The 19353-nt window shown below is 41.4% G+C and carries 13 protein-coding genes; 11 read left to right on the top strand and 2 right to left on the bottom strand.

Annotated elements, in window-relative coordinates; genetic code table 11:
- Positions 1-471: 471 nt before the first annotated feature.
- From cysS to K0S23_RS11870, 6 genes are all read left to right on the top strand, one after another.
- A complete protein-coding gene (gene cysS, locus K0S23_RS11895; protein ID WP_300357576.1) occupies positions 472-1947 on the top strand; it encodes a cysteine--tRNA ligase in 1476 nt (491 codons plus the stop codon).
- Between the two features lie 104 nt (positions 1948-2051).
- The gene (gene rnpA, locus K0S23_RS11890; RefSeq protein ID WP_300357573.1) at positions 2052-2444 is read left to right on the top strand and encodes a ribonuclease P protein component; all 393 of its coding nucleotides are present in this window, start codon (positions 2052-2054) and stop codon (positions 2442-2444) included.
- A gap of 189 nt (positions 2445-2633) precedes the next feature.
- Positions 2634-4274, top strand: a complete 1641-nt coding sequence (locus tag K0S23_RS11885; protein ID WP_300357570.1) for a S41 family peptidase — start codon at positions 2634-2636, stop codon at positions 4272-4274.
- A 28-nt stretch (positions 4275-4302) separates the two neighbouring features.
- Positions 4303-5871 carry an O-antigen ligase family protein gene (locus K0S23_RS11880; protein WP_300357568.1) on the top strand — a complete coding sequence of 523 codons (1569 nt, stop codon included), beginning with the start codon at positions 4303-4305 and terminating at the stop codon, positions 5869-5871.
- Between the two features lie 102 nt (positions 5872-5973).
- Complete coding sequence (gene mgtE, locus K0S23_RS11875) at positions 5974-7323, top strand: magnesium transporter (protein WP_300357565.1); 1350 nt, start codon at positions 5974-5976, stop codon at positions 7321-7323.
- 123 nt (positions 7324-7446) lie between these two features.
- Positions 7447-8007 carry a fasciclin domain-containing protein gene (locus K0S23_RS11870; RefSeq protein ID WP_300357564.1) on the top strand — a complete coding sequence of 187 codons (561 nt, stop codon included), beginning with the start codon at positions 7447-7449 and terminating at the stop codon, positions 8005-8007.
- A gap of 164 nt (positions 8008-8171) precedes the next feature.
- Here K0S23_RS11870 and K0S23_RS11865 read toward each other — a convergent pair whose 3' ends face one another.
- Complete coding sequence (locus tag K0S23_RS11865) at positions 8172-10370, bottom strand: hypothetical protein (protein ID WP_300357561.1); 2199 nt, start codon at positions 10368-10370, stop codon at positions 8172-8174.
- Positions 10371-10663: 293 nt separating this feature from the next.
- Here K0S23_RS11865 and K0S23_RS11860 point away from each other — a divergent pair, with 293 nt between their 5' ends.
- The 5 genes from K0S23_RS11860 to K0S23_RS11840 all read left to right on the top strand — a co-directional run bounded on the left by K0S23_RS11860 (position 10664) and on the right by K0S23_RS11840 (position 17854).
- Complete coding sequence (locus tag K0S23_RS11860; RefSeq protein WP_300357559.1) at positions 10664-11995, top strand: DEAD/DEAH box helicase; 1332 nt, start codon at positions 10664-10666, stop codon at positions 11993-11995.
- Between the two features lie 291 nt (positions 11996-12286).
- Entirely contained in the window at positions 12287-13903 is a 1617-nt protein-coding gene (locus K0S23_RS11855) for a HAMP domain-containing sensor histidine kinase (RefSeq protein ID WP_300357557.1), read from the top strand.
- Between the two features lie 2 nt (positions 13904-13905).
- Positions 13906-14598, top strand: a complete 693-nt coding sequence (locus K0S23_RS11850; protein ID WP_300357554.1) for a response regulator transcription factor — start codon at positions 13906-13908, stop codon at positions 14596-14598.
- Between the two features lie 166 nt (positions 14599-14764).
- Positions 14765-16327, top strand: a complete 1563-nt coding sequence (locus tag K0S23_RS11845; RefSeq protein WP_300357552.1) for an OmpA family protein — start codon at positions 14765-14767, stop codon at positions 16325-16327.
- A gap of 84 nt (positions 16328-16411) precedes the next feature.
- The gene (locus K0S23_RS11840) at positions 16412-17854 is read left to right on the top strand and encodes an aldehyde dehydrogenase (RefSeq protein WP_300357550.1); all 1443 of its coding nucleotides are present in this window, start codon (positions 16412-16414) and stop codon (positions 17852-17854) included.
- Positions 17855-18005: 151 nt separating this feature from the next.
- Here K0S23_RS11840 and K0S23_RS11835 read toward each other — a convergent pair whose 3' ends face one another.
- On the bottom strand, positions 18006-19352 hold the full coding sequence (locus K0S23_RS11835) for a hypothetical protein (RefSeq protein ID WP_300357548.1): 1347 nt from the start codon (positions 19350-19352) through the stop codon (positions 18006-18008).
- Position 19353 lies beyond the last annotated feature (1 nt).

Raw genomic sequence — 19353 nt, 5'->3', positions numbered from 1 at the left:
GCGGCGGACGAAGACTGAGGTTCTGTCTCACTCGATCCGAAGCGATCATTTGTATGATCTGCTTTGGTCAAGACGAAAAAGCCGAGGGACATAACGTAGTTGTAGTATAGGTACTCCGTCTTTCAAGCATGAATGAACCATGATTGAAGCATAAATAAAGCATAGATATAGTTACGTTTGTATAGTTATTTAACATTGAAGTGGTGTATTTAACTGTACTAAAAACGATTGCCTAATGCCGTGATCACCATTGCCTGTTACCAGCAATAACCAACCCTCTTCGTTGGCGCGAGGCTCTGGTCGTGCCCATTTCCGTCTTTGGTCCCAGGTCCACAGTCTTTAATCTTAATATCCGAATACTTGTTCCGACATTCCGTGATCCTGAAATCTAATTCGGCATTCGGCACTCGTAATTCGCAATTACTAAATTCTCCCTATCTTCGTGCTTCGAATCTTTTGAATTAATTTAACATGAATCCCAATACTCCCCTGTTGATTTACAACAGCCTTTCAGGTGAAAAAGAAGTGTTTAAACCCATTATTGCCGGCAGGGTGGGAATGTATGTATGTGGTCCGACGCTTTATAGCGAACCGCACATGGGAAACATGCGTACCTTCATCAATTTTGATTTGATCTACCGTTACTTACTGCATTTGGGTTACCAGGTGAAGTACGTGCGTAACATCACAGATGCCGGGCACATTACCAATTCAGCCGGTGAAGCGGTTGATTCTATCGGAAAAGCAGCGCGCGTTGAGCAAGTACAATCCTTGGAAATCGTTTACAAATACAATGTGAAGTTTCAGGATTTGCAGCGCATTTATAACCTGCTGCCTCCAGCTATCGAACCAACGGCAACCGGACATATCCAGGAACAAATTGAAGTGATCGAACAGATCATTGAGAACGGATTCGCTTATGTGGTGAATGGATCTGTGTATTTCGATGTACGTGCTTACAGTGAAAAGTTCGAATATGGAATCCTGAGTGGGCGTAAGGTCGATGAATTGGCAGAGGAAACACGTGAGCTGAATGCACAGGACGAAAAACGTTTCTTCGCTGATTTTGCTTTGTGGAAAAAGGCAAATCCGGATGATATGCAGATTTGGCGTTCACCCTGGGGTGATGGAAATCCGGGCTGGCATATTGAATGTACTGCAATGAGTACGAAGTATTTAGGAGATCAGTTCGATATTCATGGTGGCGGACTGGATTTAAAATTTCCGCATCACGAAGATGAAATTGCACAGAGTTGTGGTTCTGCTGGCTGCAATCCGGCAAATTACTGGATGCATGCAAATATGTTGAATGTAAATGGACAGAAAATGTCCAAATCCCTAGGTAATTACTTCCTGCCAAAAGAAATTGTGGATGGAACAACGGAGGTTTTTGATAAACCTTATTCTCCACAGGTCATCCGCTTTTGCATGATGCAGGCACATTACCGCAGTACGCTGGATTTTACACCTGATTCATTGAATGCGGCAGAAAAGGGATTTACACGCTTGTCGGAAGCATACGGGAAATTGAGCTCTCTGGAAACAAAAGACACCTCTTCTCAGGATGTTCAGGCACTTGTGGATGGTTTATATAAGGCAATGAATGACGATTTCAATGCACCGATGCTTGTTGCCGGACTGTTCGAAGCCGTGAAATACATTAATACTATTGCGGAAGGAAAGGCAACGATCACTGCTGCTGACCTGGAATTATTGTCCAAAGAGTTTAGTGCTTTCGTGTTCGATGTACTTGGTCTTGCAATTGAGAAAGCTTCTGCCGCAACTGACAGTGCTTTAACAACTGTAATGGATTTGGTACTGGATATGCGCAAAGATGCCCGCGAAAATAAGGATTGGAGCACATCGGATAAAATCAGGGACCGTTTAACAGAAGCTGGAATTGTCGTTAAAGACGGCAAGGATGGCGTGACGTGGACAGTTAAATAGAGACTTCAAGACATCAGGATATTAAGATTTTAGGACTTGGATTTTTGTGTAATTGAGAAAATCTGAGTCCTAATATCCTAAAGTCTTAAAATCCTAATATCCAAATGGAACATTTCGGAAAAGCATATAAACTCTGCAGTCGGAAAACAATCGACAGTCTCTTCAAGGAGGGGAAGCAGCTGCGTGCCTTTCCCTTAACGGTTTATTACTCAGAGAGTAAATCAATAGAGAAAGTTCCTTTTCAGGTTGTGCTTTCTGCTCCTAAACGTCAGTTTAGAAGAGCTCATGACCGCAATTATGTGAAACGATTAATGAAGGAAGTTCTCCGGAGGGAAAAACAACCTTTGGAGGAATTGTTGAATGCAAGCGGGAAACAATTATCCTTATTTATTGTTTATACAAACAAGGAAGTGCTGACATACCGGGAGTTGGAAAAATGTGTGCAGAAACTGATCGGGAAATTAATTGCAGAATTAACTGAATCAAATCAAAATTAAAGGGATTCATTCTCAATGCCCGGACCATTCGTCAAAAAACCTAAAAAAACCAATTCTATTCCCAATCTTTCGGTATTTTTACCTCTCGGAGATTATTTTACGGAATGATTTTTGAAGTCATCACACAAGAGTCCGCCGCGGCGGACGATAAAAAACAAGCGTTAGCGCAGTTAAAGAAATTTTAAAAATATGAAGCAGTTCTTGCATGTTTTCGCCCTGGTAAGTATCCTTATTGGTTTTAGTTCTCCTGTTAAAGCCCAGTCCAACGGATTCGAGGAAATTAAATCCATGGAATTAATGGATCTCATTTTTCAGCAATTGGAAACCAATTACGTTGATGAGATCAAGCCGGGAGAGATGAGTAAAACGGCGATTGATGCCATGTTGAAACAGCTTGATCCTTATACTGTTTACTACCACGAGTCAAATATGGAGGATTACCGCATGATGACTACCGGACAATATGGTGGCATTGGTGCTTTGATCCGTAAAATGGGTGAGTATACTTTTATAGCAGAGCCTTATGAAGGAAAACCGGCTCAACTGTCCGGGGCAATGGCTGGAGATAAGATCCTTTCTATTGATGGAAAAGACATGAAGGGAAAACCAAGTGATGAGGTTTCGGATGCTTTGCGCGGACCAAAGGGTTCAACAATCGAATTGAAAGTTGACCGTGCAGGACAGGAAAAAACAATTTCCATTACACGTGATGAGATTAAATTGGCAGACGTTCCCTATTTCGGGATGCTAAATAACGGAACCACCGGATACATCAAATTGAATGGCTTTACCCAAACGGCTTCTGCAGAAGTAATCGCAGCTTATGGTAAGCTGAAACAACAGGGAATGACTTCGCTGGTTTTGGATTTACGCGGAAATGGCGGAGGTCTGTTGATCGAGGCGGTTAAGATTGTCAATATTTTTGTCAAGAAAGGTCAAACAGTGGTTACTACGAAAGGACGTATCCCGGAAGAGAACAGAACGTATTCGACATCTGCTGATCCTTTGGATCTGACAATTCCGCTGGTAGTTTTGGTCGATGGAGGTTCCGCTTCCGCTTCCGAGATCGTTTCCGGAAGTTTGCAGGATTTGGATCGTGCGGTTATTATCGGAGAGAATTCATATGGAAAGGGCTTGGTTCAGCGTACGTTTGATCTGAAATACGGTTCAAAGATTAAACTGACAATTTCGAAATACTATACGCCTTCCGGCCGTTGTGTGCAGCGCCTGGAATATTACGATAAGGAATTGGATGATAAACCGAAGGCAATTGCAGATTCATTGTTAAAGACCTTTACCACTGCAAACGGACGTAAAGTGATCGACGGACGCGGAATTGAACCGGATATCGTAGTTGAAAAAGACGATTATTCGCGCTTGTTGTTAATGCTGGTAAGTAATAATGTGATTTTCAATTTTGCAACGGATTACAAACGTTCACATGAAACAATTGCTCCGGCTAAAACGTTCAAGCTGAGTCCGGAGGACTATGCTGCGTTCAAAGCCTATGCTCTGAAACAAGAGTTTACCTATTCAACAGCGTCTGAGGAGCAATTGGAGCGTATGAAAAAAACAGCTGAAGACGAAGGTTATTTTGAAGACATTAAAGCTGACTACGAACAATTGTTGTCCAAGGTGACTCCATCGAAAGAGCGTGATTTGGATAAATTTAAAGATGAAATATCAGAGATCTTATCCAGTGAGATCGTGTCGCGTTACTATTACCAAAACGGACGTGCAGAACAGGCCTTTCAATTTGATAAAGATCTTCAAAAAGCGATCGAAGTTCTGTCTGATACAAAAAGAGTAAATACTATTCTCGGAAAATAAGCGTTATCGATTTATATAGCGATTACTTATGCTGGATAAACTGACCGGGAAACCCGTTCATTATTGTATTCAATTGGTTGCAATGATCGGAATTGCAGCCGGTCTGCCCTTTAGTAAAATTCCTCTTTCCATTGGAACAATGTTGTTGGGACTCAACCTTATTTTACTTTGGGATTGGCCTAAGGTTTGGAAGAATTGGAGTTCGAATAAATGGCTTTGGCTCTTATTTGCCTATTTTGCTGTGGAACTCCTCTCTGTCTTTTGGTCGGAAAATAAGGGCGAAGCTTGGAATATGATTCGCAGGGAACTCACATTGTATGTTATGCCGCTGGCAATTGTTGCAATACCTTTAACTAGCTTTAAACATTACAAATGGGTGGTTTTAAGCTTTTTGTCAGCCGTTTTCATTACGAGCTTTATCAATGTGGGAACTTATTTTCATTGGTGGGGTTCCAAGGTCTATGACGATATAAGAAGCCTCTCGTTGTTTGTATCGCATTTACGCTATGCCATGATGATTATCCTGGCACTGGTATTTTGTGCCGCCTGGTGGATCCGGAAATTCCCTTATCGGTGGATTGCGCTTGTTTTGGCGGCGTGGTTTATTTACTATACCAACCTTTCACAAATCTGGATGGGAGTGTTTACACTCTCAGGGGTGGTTTTAATGATGTTTTATTTTAAAGTTAAATCCATTCGCTCAATTTGGATAAAAAGAACGTTTATCGCCTCATTCAGTGCATTTGTGTTGTTCCTTTGCATCTTCCTGTACATAAAACTTCAGCCGACTCCGCGTAAAGTTCATATCAGCCCCAATGATTACGGAACAAAAACAGTAAATGGAAATCTCTATACCTTCGATCTGATTGAGAATATGAATTGGGAAAACGGGTATCCGGTTCATGCCTTCATTGCTGATGAAGAATTGGAAAAGGAGTGGTCCGAATCATCAAAAGTGGATTACCGGACAGGAGTAGATTTGAAAGGAAATCCGATCCGCAATATTTTGTGGAGGTATATGACTTCCAAAGGATTGAAAAAAGATTCTGTTGATTTCCAGAAAATGAGTAAACGCGATATCCGCAACGTGGAATTAGGGTTTGCTTCTGTTGAAATGGCAAAAGGCGGAATATCTGCTCAGTTATACCGGATGCGTGGTCAGTTGAACGGTTCGGAAAACCCGAATGGAAAGTCTCTTCTCGAAAAAATAGAGTCTCTAAAAGCAGGAGTAACAATCATTAAGCAACATCCGCTTATTGGGGTGGGGATTGGAGACCTGAAGGAATCTTTCGCTTCAGCCTATCGGTCAAATCATTCGAAGTTGACAATTGAAAACCAACATCTGACCCATAATCAATTTCTCACATCCTGGATTGCGGCTGGAATTAGTTGTTTTATTGCTTTCGTGAGTTTATGGTTTATTCAGCTGGTATCAGCATTGAAGATGAATGCCTTCGAATGGACGGGATTCCTGGTGATTACCATGCTTTCCTTTTTGATAGAAGATACTTTGCAAACCCAAACAGGCGTTTCATTTGTAGCGTTTTTCTTCGCATTCTTTATTACCGGCAGGAAGGTTTTATACCCAAAGGGATAGTTAACTTATTTGAGCTGCTTCCAAGATTTAATATTGTGGTAAACAGCAATAGGTTGCTTCTTGGCTTTTAAAGACTTACTTTTGCATCAAAATTGAGTATCCATGCGTTTCGAACTTACGAAAGAATTCTTAGAGCGCATCCGACAAGCTATCTCGTCGGAGGATGATCAATGGATTAAACTCCACATTACAGACCTTCACTTTGCTGACATTGCAGAAATCATGGATGAATTATCCATGGAGCAGTCCAGGTACTTGTATTATCAATTGGATGAAGAACTTCAGGCGGATGTTCTGATGGAGCTGGATGAAGAGGTTCGTGACCGCTTCCTGGGGACTTTGTCGAGTAAGGAAATGGCGGAGCAGTTGGAGAATCTTGATTCGGATGATGCCGCAGATATCTTGGGAGAACTCCCGGATGACAAAATCCAGGAAGTAATCTCTCAAATGGAGGATGATGATGCCGCTGATGATATCGTTGATCTCTTAAATTACGATGAAGATACTGCCGGTGGATTGATGCAAAAAGAGTTTATCCAGGCAAGATTGGAGTGGCCGGTAAACCGTGCCCTGGTTGAACTTCGGCGGCAGGCGGAAGATGTTGAGCAGGTTTATACGATCTATGTTATTGATGATCTGAATAAACTGGTTGGAGTTCTTTCTCTTAAAAGATTGCTGTTTGCAAGCCCTAAAACACCCATTCGGGATTTATACGAAGGCAAAAATTTGATTTTTGTTACTACGAGTGATTCTTCTGAGAAGGTTGCTAAAGTGATGGAAAAATACGACTTAGTTTCGGTTCCGGTTGTTGATTTACAAGGAAAATTGGTAGGCCGTATTACCATCGATGACGTGGTGGATGTGATCAAGGAGGAGGCCGACAAGGATTTCCAGTTGGCTTCAGGGATCTCTGAAAAAGTTGAATCGAATTCAAGTGTTTTCCGTATCTCCAGAGCCCGTTTGCCTTGGTTGTTAATAGGAATGCTCGGAGGAATACTGAGTGCGCAGGTAATTTCCCGTTTCGAAACCAACATTACCCATCTTCCTGCACTTGCATTTTTTATCCCTCTGATCACAGCGATGGGTGGAAATGTCGGAGTACAATCTTCTGCAATTGTAGTACAGTCACTGGCGCGTGGAAATGATCCTTTTGACAGTATTCTTTCAAAAGTAGGAAAAGAATCCATCGTTGGTTTGGTTAACGGCTTACTTTGCTCTTCTATCATTTTTGGATTTTCTTATTTCTTCAATGATTATCGGTTGGCTTTAGTAGTAAGTATTTCCCTGTTAACCGTAACTATTTTCGCTGCCATCTTCGGAACAATGATCCCGCTTATATTAAATCGCTATAAGATCGATCCTGCATTGGCAACAGGTCCCTTCGTTACCACAACGAATGATGTATTGGGACTTTTCATCTATTTCACCGTAGGACTTTTATTATTGAAGTAAGTTGTTAATCAGCTGATTATAATTTGTTTCAGAAATAATTTCAATTTTTTTTCATTTTTCGAAATCCAAAACTTTTTTCAGGTCGTAACTGAGTCAAATTATTTTAATTCAAAACTTACGATTATGAAAAAGGGTTTATTATCAATTGCACTAATTGCTTCAACAGCATTATTTTCCAACTCATTTGCTCAAAATGTAACTGTAATGGTTGGTGGAGAGTCTATGTATCCTGCAAAGAACATTGTAGAGAACGCAGTAAATTCAAAAGATCATACGACATTGGTAGCGGCGGTGAAAGCCGGGGGTTTAGTGGAGACCCTGCAGGGAAAAGGTCCCTTCACGGTATTTGCTCCAGTAAACGACGCTTTCGAAAATCTTCCTTCGGGAACGGTAGAAACTTTGTTGAAACCGGAGAACAAAGCAACTTTGGTAAAAGTATTGACTTATCACGTAGTTGCGGGTAAGATGGACTTTAATACGATTGCTGCGGCAATTAAGAAAGGAGGAGGTAAAGCTGAAATGACAACTGTTTCAGGAGGTAAATTGTGGGCTATGATGAATGGCGATCACAACATTACGATCAAAGATGAAGCGGGAAATGTTTCAAATATCACTACTTACGATGTATATCAGTCAAATGGAGTGATCCATGTAATTGACAAAGTATTGATGCCTAAAATGTAATACCACGGTAAAGCCTTGAATCCGGATTGAACACTGAGTTACAGCGTCAAAGGAATTCAAGATCATACCAACCAGCAAACTCATAGCAGAGTGACCCCGACTCCGTCAGCTGACGGGCGTCGGGGTTTTGTTTTTGACTGCTTTGGGTTTTGGGTATGCAATACTTATTCTATGATGACTTTTTCTTCCAGCTTAAATTCTCCTCCTGAGCTCGATTGAATGCGTGTAATGTAGGATCCTTTTTGAATGTTCAGTTTGTTAAATGGAATAGTGCAGCTACCTTTTTCAAACGAATATACTTGCTGGAAAACCGTTTTTCCTTCGGCAGAACTTATTGAAACAAGATAATCTCCACCTGCAGGAATAACCATGCTTAGTGAAAAGCTCCCATTATTCGGATTCGGGGAAACAGTAATAGATCGGGAAGAACTCTTTTTCTCAATTGACCGGATATCGGACAGCTTTATTTCGTTATTGATATCAACCATTGCCAATTGATAATAGTTTATACCGTCAAAAGGATACCTGTCCAAGAATGAATAAAACTGGGCATCCTCGGAATCACCCTGACTCAAAACTTGTCCGATTTCTTCAAATTTCAAATCACTTCCGGCTCTTAAAAGGATAAAATGATGATTCTCTTTTTCAAAGCTGCTTACCCAATTGATTTCCACATCATCTCCTGAATTTTCTACTTCAAATGCACTTAAATTGATTGCCAAAGGACACGTGATTGTGAAGGTGGCGGTTCGCACGGTTCCGCATGCATCCGTTACCTGGCAGGTATAGGTAACCGGCCCGTTTGGAACTGTCAGGGTGCTGGATGTTGCTCCCGTGGACCAGGAATAAGTATACCCCGGGACACCGTATTGAGCCGCCGGATTTAACAAGGTTGTCCCGGAAGCGCAGCTTGGAGCCGCATAAGTTGCCGCACCATTTCCCGTAGCTGTATTTGCCAATGTTTCTGCATTTCTTCCCTGAACAGTTACATTCCAGTTGTTCATAAAGTTGCAGTAGTTGGTTGCCCAGTTGCAATTATCATAAGTACCATTTCCCGCGCAATAGGAACGATTAAAATTAATTGTAAAGCTGAGTGCCTGATTTGCGCAGGACGGTGTATAACATTGTGCAAGGGTTTGTGTTCCTGAAGTTGCAAAAGGCAACAACGGATTCCACGTTCCGATATTATTGCAGCCTGCTGTGCAAGCCCAAATAGTCCCCGGTGCCCCGGTAGGAGAAATTCCCCCACAGGAGGAGGTAACCCAAACCTGGGCTTCGGATCTCCAGCAATCATCATAGAACCAACCGGAAGTTAAATAACAAAAATCGGAAACAATGGTCCATCCGGCGGAAACATCCCAGGGTGTTGATCCACCAGGGAAGGTAATGTTAAGCGTAGTAGAGCAAAATGCCGGTGAAGGCCGTGAACCCATTAAATTATTCGCTGAAGCTATTGGTCCGACAACTGTAACCAAAGGATCAATTGTTATCGGATATACTTTTGCAGGGTCGTTTAATTGAGCGGAATCACATAGAATTTCCAAAGTACTTCCGTTCAACGTATACGGGTTGAGCCATGAATATCTGTCTTCTGATGCGTCGTGACATCTCACACCGCTGAATTTTATTTCTGCTTCCCCGGTATGGATGTTTTCAAAGATAACCGGTCCGTTTTGAACTGTCTCGTCAGTATAAATGAAGCCATTCAGGTAATCAGGAATTTCTAACTGATCAACAAAGATCAATCTTTTCACATGCAGGTTCTCACGGATAATAAAGTCGGATTCAACACTAGCCTCTCTGAAAACCAGTTTCATATCAATTCCGGGAAAAACATCTGTGATATAGGCTCCTTCATTTCCAACGGAGATTTGTGACCAATCTGCCTGATGCATCGTAATAGAATTGTCATTATGCACCACTTTCAATGAATAATGGTTGAATTGAAATTCTTCTTCTCCCAATCGGATACTTGTTTTTTTATTCCCCAGGTCCAGTTTTGTAGGGCAGGGCTGAACTCCGGATTGATATACCTGGGGTGAAACTGCATGAAGCGTTGGATCGATAGCCCGCCAGATTCCGTTCTGTAGTATATTGATTGGCTTGCTTGATTGCTGAATGTAGAAAAAGGTCGGATTATTCAGATCAATATAATACCTTGAATCATAGGTTCTTTTGTTGATATCTTCAACGACGTTTTTACCGTATGGCGCATCGAAAGTCAGTTTCCCGAAGTCGGGATGCGAATGGTAGCTTTCACTGTTGTATTTTTTGCCCGCTTCCTGGGTATAGCTCCGGGGGCTGATGAAATCAATCTGGGCCGACATGGCTTCAAAAACGGTGACTTGTGCTGTTAACCGCACACAAAGGAATGCAGCGTAGATTACGCAAAGAGTAGACTTTATCATAGTAGTAGTAACGTTTGTTTGATTCTAATCGGATTAGAATCAGTGTGTTAGCAAGTCAAATATAAAAAACTTTTTTTCTGATGAATGTTAATTTTTTTATTCAAATTACTTGATATATCATTGATTATCAGGTAATAGTCTCTGTTTTCGCGGAACTCGTGCAGAGCCTTAAAAGCCAATTTTTCAGAAAGTATAAAGCTATCCAAGCATACAAAAAGGGATTGATTACCTTTGTGAAAATTTTCCTCATGACATTTCACGATTTAAACATCAAAAAACCAATACTTACTGCTTTGGATGAGTTGGGTTATACTACTCCTACCACCATTCAATCTGCTGGATTTTCGGTAATGATGTCCGGAAGAGATGTCATTGGTCTGGCGCAAACCGGAACAGGAAAAACACTCGCATATTTGCTTCCCACTCTTTCTCTGTGGAAGTTTTCCAAGGAACCGCATCCGCAGATTTTAATCATTGTTCCGACAAGAGAATTGGTGGTGCAAGTGGTCCGGGAAGTTGAGAAATTAACTCCTCATATGAATGTTGCGGTAGGCGGTGTTTATGGTGGTGCGAATATCAACACACAGGCATCAATGGTTTTGCAGGGATTAGATGTTTTGGTGGGAACACCGGGCAGATTATTTGATTTAACCGCCAACGGATCGTTACAGCTCAAACATATTAAAAAAGTAGTTATTGATGAGGTGGACGAAACCCTAAACCTGGGTTTCAGACCGCAATTGATGCGTATTTTTGAACTTCTTCCTGAGAAAAGACAAAATCTGTTGTTCTCAGCAACACTTTCAGAAGAAGTGGAAACATTCCTGGGAACATATTTTGACAGCCCTGTTAAAATTGAGGCGGCACGCGTTGGTACTCCGTTGGAAAAAATCAAACAGGAAGCGTTCGCAGTTCCGAATTTCACTTCAAAAGTGAATTTGTTGAAGCACATGCTTCAGGAGAATAAGGATATGACCAAAGTGCTGGTATTTGTTTCTTCACGTGTATTGGCCGATAAATTATTCGAGGAATTGGAACCGATTTTCAATGTTGAATTGGGAATCATTCATTCTCAAAAGGCGCAGAATTTCCGTTTCAATGCGGTAAACCATTTCCAAAACGGGATTTATAAAGTATTGATTGCAACGGATTTGATCGCCCGTGGTATCGATGTAACGGATATAACGCATGTTTTCAACTTTGACATTCCGGATAACCAGGAAAATTATATTCACAGAATTGGTAGAACCGGCCGCCAGGATAAGGAAGGTCATGCAATCAGTTTTCTAACGGAAAAGGACCGGGATCTTTTTACACGTATCGAAGAATTCATGAATAAGAAAGTAACTATTCAGGAATTCCCGGATGAAGTGGAATTGTCGGAATTGGTACTGGATTTTGAGAAACCACAGGTTGCAATGAAGAATTCCCTGGTTAAATCGCCCTCAAAAGATCAGACCGGACCAGCATTCCACGAAAAGAAAGACAAGAACAAGAAAGTCAATGTTCGCTATAACCATAAACAGGCAATGCAGGATAAATACGGCAAGCCTAAAAAGAAGGGGAATAAGAAAAAGTGATCCGCCACGGCGGATTGATAAGAGCCAGCCGTGGCTGGTGAAGACTGAGCAAAGCAATTTGAATTGCTTAAAGCGAAGGAACAAGCGTTAGCACGGTTCAACAAAGGGAAAGTAGTTTTCTAAAAGGTGCAAACGTCAGAAATTTTCAAATATAAGCCTAGCAATAATTCCCCGACAATAAATTCAGGCAAAAAGATTAGTGTGCGAAGTGATTCTTTTAAACGGTATCTTTCTCCTAAAAAACGTTAAGTGAATCGTTAATTTTAACATTTCGCCTACATTCGCTATGCTATGATCAAGATTAGAATCAATCTCGTTATTACTGCAGTATGGATTGCCATGCTGGCTCTCTTGTTGATTCAGATCTTCCAAACCCTTCAGCTGTACGATCGGAAGTCAGATGACTTTAAGAGCAAGGTCAATACTGCCCTTGAACGAATTGCTATCCGTTATGAAAAAGTAGAGGATGTGCGCAGGTACTCAAGCTTAATGAGTAAGGACGTTTCCGGCCAATACAAGGATGTGCTGAAAGAGGAATTCCAGAATTTATTCGAAGTGAAGGAATCCATTTCTATTCGGGATACGGTGCTGACGGTAAAGGGGAAACTGGAAAATTATTTGATCGTAACCGGGAACAGCTATGATTCTATCTCCGGGTTATATTCGAAACAGGAGGTTCTGGCCAGAGATGTCCGGCAGATCCACGAATTGTTTGATGGAGGAGGAACGAGTTTGTTTCACAAAGATTCTATTCGTGCAGCATATCATCTGGATCAGCGGGTGATGCATAAGATTGTCAAAAAAGCAAAGTATATCAACGAATTGATGGTGGAGACTTTCAGAGACAATATGTATCTGGACCCTGAAAAAAGAATCAATTTGAAAATCCTGGATTCGATCATTCAAACAGAACTGCTTGCAGATAAACTCCCGATTGATTTCAAATTTGTAATTGTTGAGGAAAACAATGAACCGGTCAAGTTCAAACAAAGCCTGGAAAATTACGATGTGAATCTGGATACCGTTAAAACCCAGGCAGCAATGCTTTTCCCGAATAAAATCCTGGAAGATAAACTTTCGCTGCATTTGAATTTCCCCAATAGTAAATTCTTCGTCCTGAAATCCATGGGGAGCTTGCTGATCGTAAGTTTGATCCTCGCTGTCCTGATTATTATCACAATTTCATACATGTTCCGTACCATTTTGACTCAAAAGAAGTTGTATGAATTGAAAAATGATTTCATTTCCAATATGACTCACGAGTTTAAAACACCTATTTCAACTATTTCATTGGCTTGTGAAGCAATGCACGATCCGGCTATGATGGGTGGACAAACAGAAAATGCGGCTCCTTTTGTCAAAATGATTCAGGAAGAAAATAAACGCCTGGGAGTTTTGGTTGAGTCGATCCTTCAAAGTGCAGTAATTGATCGCGGTGAATTAAAAGTGAGGATGGAGCAGGTTCCGGTAATCGAAGTCATCCAATCTGTGGCAAAAACGGCTTCCTTCCGCATTGCCGGATTAGACGGGGAATTGATTCTTCAAATGCCTAAGGAAGAGGTGTATATTGAAGCGGATCGCATGCATTTCACCAATATGGTGAATAATTTAGTTGATAACGCAATTAAATATAGTAAGGACAAAATCCATGTAACCGTGAAACTGGAAGTTTTCGCTGATCGGCTGGAATTGTCCGTCATTGATAAAGGAATTGGAATAAAACGTGAACATATCTCGAAAATATTTGATAAATTGTACCGTGTTCCAACCGGAAATGTTCATAATGTGAAGGGTTTCGGGTTGGGCTTAAGCTATGTGAAAGCACTCTCAGAACTGTTTGGGTGGAGCCTACACGTAACAAGTCAGGTAGGAGAAGGTTCCGAATTTCGTGTAACAATAAAAAGATAATTATGGCTAAGCAAAAATCAATTTTATTAGCAGAAGATGACGACAATCTGGGTCAATTATTACAAACTTTTCTGAAAGCTAAAGGTTACCAGGTAGAACTTGCCCGCAATGGAAAGCATGCATATGAAAAATACACAGACGGACATTTCGATTTCTGTATTTTTGATGTGATGATGCCTGAAATGGATGGTTTTACCCTCGCAAAAGAAGTAAGGCTGATTGATCCGAAAATTCCGATTCTCTTCCTTACGGCCAAGGCAATGAAGGAAGACAAGCTCGAAGGATTTGAAAGCGGGGCGGATGATTACATGACAAAACCATTTACGATGGAAGAGTTGATGGCCCGGATTGAAGCAATTTTGAGACGTACGAGCCCTTCTGATGGGGAAGAAAGTGAAATGCAGCAAATCGGTACGATCCGGTATGAGCCCGTTTCACGCATCCTCCATTTGAAAGATGAAGACAAGAAATTGACTACAAAAGAAGGTCAGCTGCTGCATTTATTATGTAAGAACCGAAATGAAGTACTCGACAGACAAGCCGCATTGCGTGCAATCTGGGGAGACGATAATTATTTTAACGGGCGTTCAATGGATGTGTATATAGCGAAATTGCGTAAACTTTTGAAGGAAGATGAGCGCATTGAAATTCTGAATATCCATGGAAAAGGGTTTAAACTGATCGTTCACGAGTAACAATAAAAAGTTCAAACAGATCCAAAATCGTTCAACTTTTGAACATTTAAACTTTTGAACGTTCTATAAATTCGGGATTAAAACTATATTCGCTCTTGTGATGCGGAAAAAAAATCGGAAGACCCGTCTGCTGGCGGGTCTTTTTTCGTTTAATAGAAAAACGGGCTTGTTACTGATACTTCTGGTATTATGTAAGCATCACGCCTTGACCCAGGAAGTGTTTTCTATTTATTATCCGAGCGGGGATTATAAACTGCTGGATGACAATAAACAGCAGATCAATAAATACATTTTTGCACATAACCTAAAGAAAATTGATAGTCTTCAGGTTATTGGCTATGCGGATTCCACCGGGAAGAAGAAACTCAACTTCCGGCTTTCAAAAAAACGTGCGCAAAAGGTGAAAGAATACCTGACTGAGATCCTTCCGGCCAAAACACCCGTCTCCAGTTTTGCCAGGGGAGAAGAAAATGCACTTCGAAATCCAAATGAGAACCACCGAAGGGTAGAAATTCATTTATTTTACGCCGGTAAACGATTGGTGGAGGATAGTACGGAATTGTACGAGTATTTCGGGAACACGAAAACCTGCTTCGTTCTCTCGGATTCGATCATGAAAAATTGCAACATCATCCGTTTCAATGATGGGCGAACGAATTACGTGGTTCTCGAAATGGAACCTCATTTGTTTTCTAAAAACCAGGTTTATTATACCTTGAGCAAGAACTCGCAATATGCGAAAATAGTTAAGTGGAAGCTGGAACTCAGTGGCGATGGCTGGTGGAGACACGAGCGGTACCGTGCCAGGATAAAAGAGGTGGATTTTGAGTCGTACGGAATCCTGACAAAGAAAGAGATTCGGGCGGATTACAATGAATGCGTTGTCTGCGACAAAGACATGAACGCTCCAATGAAATTGAAATCGGAACTCTTGCCGGAAATATATATCATGCAAAACCTGCAGCTGAGAAAGAAACGCCTGGAGGATGAATATTTACTCATTGTGCCCCGGGATTATGTTTCACCGTCAAGATATTACTATTTCGACAGGAATTATGACCAGCCAATTGTTTGGCAAACCAAATTCGGAATCCGGAACAGGCCGTATTTTTTTGCTGTGGTTCCTGCCGGGTATTTGAAGAACAAAGACTGGAATATTTATTCTAATCGCTCTACTTGTCTTTCTGCTGGAGATTCACTCAGGATCAATTATCCTTTGGACACATTGAATCCGCATCAGTGTTTACCTGAATCCAGGGGTGGATTGAATGCTTTGGAGTATGGATTGGAAGCAACTTATTGGAATTACGATTTTCAAGCCTCCGCTCTTTCAGCTTATGCACAATATGCGGGAACGCGATTCGAATACAGTGTCAATGTGGGAATCGATCTGAAAGCTCGTATCCAGGCAATGGTGAAGACGGACTATCTGATCTTTTCTTACAATCCTTTCAAACAAATCGTTATCGGAAATGCAAACCGATCCATAATCCATGATTTTCACCCGACTCTTGCAGTGTATACCGGCAGTAATTTAACTTACCTGGGTGATCGCAGTAATGCCGGATTGGTCCACGCGCTCTATATTGGTGCTGCTTACAAGAATAACCCATCCTCATTGGGATTCGATCGTTTCTATACAAACCTGGGGATTTCAACAAACTATCTCAATTCAGGCGGATTGAATTTTTCACTGTACTTACAGGTCGGTGTGAAGTTTAAAATATAGATACGACTGTCTCTACAAATTCGGCATTAGGCATTCGGTATTCGTAATTACTATCTTATCTTTGCATTGAAATAAAATCAAACTATGATTCGCATTCAGAACTTTATCAATGGAGAATTACTTGCACCCGTGAAAGGTCAGTACATCGATAATTACGAACCTGCAACAGGAAAAGTATATGGTGAAATCCCAAACTCTACTGAAGAAGATGTCGAATTGGCTGTTATAGCAGCAGAAAAAGCCTTCCCGATTTGGTCGAATATGACCAATGAAGAACGCGGGGCTATCATGATGCGGATCAGTCATGGAATTGAAAGGCGCATGGATGAATTTGTTGCCGCTGAATCGCGCGACAATGGGAAACCGCTTTCATTGGCTGCACACGTGGATATTCCGCGGGCAATTTCAAATTTTCATTTTTTCGCAACTGCTGTCGAACATTTTGCTTCCGAATCGCATTACATGGAGGGAATGGGAATCAATTACACAACCCGTAAACCAATCGGGGTTGTTGGTTGTATTTCACCATGGAACCTGCCATTGTATTTGTTTTCGTGGAAAATTGCACCTGCATTAGCTTCCGGAAATTGCGTCATTGCAAAACCTTCTGAAATTACACCATATACAGCTTATTTATTGAGCGAAGTAGTTAAAGAAAGTGGTATGCCTGCAGGGGTGCTGAATATTGTGCACGGTTTGGGTCAGTTTGCCGGCGATGCCATCGTAAAACATCCCAAGATCAAAGCGATCTCTTTTACGGGAGGAACGAAAACAGGTGAATACATTGCACGCACTGCCGGACCTATGTTTAAGAAGCTATCATTGGAATTGGGTGGAAAGAACCCGAACATCATTTTTGCAGATTGCGATTTTGATGAAATGATCAAAACGACGGTTCGCTCATCATTCGCCAACCAGGGCCAGATCTGTTTGTGCGGATCGAGAATCTTTGTCGAACGAAGCATTTACGACCAATTCAAAAAAGCCTTTATTGAACGTGTGGAAAAATTGACCGTTTCCAATCCTTCGGATCCGAATGCAAAAATGGGTGCAGTGGTTTCCAAACCGCATATGGAAAAAGTACTTTCTTATATTGAGCTGGCTAAAGAAGAGGGTGGGACGATTTTGACTGGTGGTAATCAGGTACATTTGGAAGCTCCGTATGATGGCGGATATTATATTGCGCCAACTGTGATCGAAGGTCTCTCTTACGATTGCAGAACGAACCAGGAAGAGATTTTCGGACCGGTTGTTACATTAACACCGTTTGACACCGAAGAAGAGGTGCTTATGATGGCGAATAGTACACAATATGGACTTAGCGCTACTATCTGGACCTCTGACCTGAAAAGAGCGCACAGAACAGCTGATAAAGTCCATGCAGGGATCGTTTGGATCAATTCCTGGCTGGTTCGTGACTTGAGAACTCCATTTGGAGGTGTAAAAGCATCCGGAGTTGGAAGGGAAGGCGGTTGGGAAGCACTCCGTTTCTTCACCGAAGCCAAAAATGTCTTTATTCCGTATTAATTAGGAGTTCTGAATGTTTCCCCTTTATGCTTGCGCTGAAACTACAGCATAGGCGCAGGAGGGGAAGAGTTCGCGATAGTCCGCCACGACGGAAAGACTGAGACTAGCCTGAAAGGCGCTAGTCGATGGTAAAGGGGGAGGATATTCGTAATTATCTTTTAAGTTTCCCCCGTTTAATCAAACTCGCGACTTCCAGTTCAAGAGAACCATAAATCTCTTTTTTCTTTAACGAATCGATGTGAAAAATGATATCGGTACCGTGATAGTTCCACAAACCATTGCAGGTAGATCCCGATATGACTTTGGGTGATCTTCCGGATGTGTAGGCACTGATGCTTTTTGGAAGAATATTGAGTGTCAGTGGCGGAGAGAACAGGAAATGATAATGTTTTCCCTGTTTTGTGATGATTCCTTTTGAAAAAAGTGCCGAAACCAATTTTTGCCCGTTTCCATTTACAGAAAATATCAGGGAATAAGCAGGAACTGCTACTTTATTTGTTTTTCTGATCTCGATCGGATTGAATTCTTCATCGTAGCTCATTTCAACAACTTCTTCATTGATCAGTTGTGTTCCCCCTTCCTGGAAAGACAAGTCCCCATCCCAGGCTTCAAAGAATGCAGCTGTAGGAAAGCTCACTTTTTTTCCAAGTTCAACGATCCATTTGTAAAGCGGACCGTTGGGATCTTTTTTAAATTCAGAAATGTCCAGATGAATTTCCAGTGCTTTTGTAGATTGTTTACTTCGTTCAAATGTTATTCCTGCTTTCTTCTCTTTGATTTTCAGGTTTTTGTTTGAATGAAGATAAGTCTTCAATTTGATGTTCAGTGAATCACTGTCATGTGCAAACATAGCGTAATCAAATCCGAACTTTTTAAGTTTGGGAGAGTTTGAATAGAGAACAATATCTTCTTTTTTAAATATTGGGTTTTTCAGGAACTTTTCCCAGGAATTTTCCATGTCGCCTTCGTGTGCAAAAAGAGCCTTTCCTAATCTTCTTTTGAACTTGGATCCCTTGTACACCAGCAAATAGTTTTTATCGTAGAAAATGTAAAGATTCAATTCTTTGATCTTCTTTACTTTCCTGTTGTAAACCAGGGTGTCGGAAATATGAGTATACTGCTCCAGGCGGTTCAAGCCGTTCTGAATTTTTGAACTGTCAATGACCGTTACGAAAGTTCCCCATTCATCTGTTCCATTGGAGAAGAAGTATCCGGTGCTTTGGATATCAAGTCCTATTCCCTTTGCCTGCCCCAAAAGAAAATCATAGGTCATGTATTCTCTAAAGGGAACTTTGTTCTTAAACATCATGGAGTTTGTTTCCCGGGCGATGTCGAGCAAATTGTATCTGCCCACTATTTCGCTTTCAGGTAAACGGTCTAAAAGGGAAGGCGGCGGATCGGGAGCAAGCAGACGCGGACGGATATAAAGAAACAAAGCCAATGCTGCGCACAGCAATGCGATTAACATAACTTTATTTCCAACTCCCTCTGTTCTCATT

Source organism: Fluviicola sp., from assembly GCF_029266855.1.
GTDB lineage: Bacteria > Bacteroidota > Bacteroidia > Flavobacteriales_D > Crocinitomicaceae > Fluviicola.
Note: the sequence above shows the minus strand (reverse complement) of the source record. Positions and strands in the feature narration are given on the sequence as shown.

Coding starts and splice junctions, on each gene's coding strand:
- cysS (WP_300357576.1), top strand. CDS start 472: ATGAATCCCAATACTCCCCTGTTGATTTACAACAGCCTTTCAGGTGAA.
- rnpA (WP_300357573.1), top strand. CDS start 2,052: ATGGAACATTTCGGAAAAGCATATAAACTCTGCAGTCGGAAAACAATC.
- K0S23_RS11885 (WP_300357570.1), top strand. CDS start 2,634: ATGAAGCAGTTCTTGCATGTTTTCGCCCTGGTAAGTATCCTTATTGGT.
- K0S23_RS11880 (WP_300357568.1), top strand. CDS start 4,303: ATGCTGGATAAACTGACCGGGAAACCCGTTCATTATTGTATTCAATTG.
- mgtE (WP_300357565.1), top strand. CDS start 5,974: ATGCGTTTCGAACTTACGAAAGAATTCTTAGAGCGCATCCGACAAGCT.
- K0S23_RS11870 (WP_300357564.1), top strand. CDS start 7,447: ATGAAAAAGGGTTTATTATCAATTGCACTAATTGCTTCAACAGCATTA.
- K0S23_RS11860 (WP_300357559.1), top strand. CDS start 10,664: ATGACATTTCACGATTTAAACATCAAAAAACCAATACTTACTGCTTTG.
- K0S23_RS11855 (WP_300357557.1), top strand. CDS start 12,287: ATGATCAAGATTAGAATCAATCTCGTTATTACTGCAGTATGGATTGCC.
- K0S23_RS11850 (WP_300357554.1), top strand. CDS start 13,906: ATGGCTAAGCAAAAATCAATTTTATTAGCAGAAGATGACGACAATCTG.
- K0S23_RS11840 (WP_300357550.1), top strand. CDS start 16,412: ATGATTCGCATTCAGAACTTTATCAATGGAGAATTACTTGCACCCGTG.
- K0S23_RS11835 (WP_300357548.1), bottom strand. CDS start 19,352: ATGAGAACAGAGGGAGTTGGAAATAAAGTTATGTTAATCGCATTGCTG.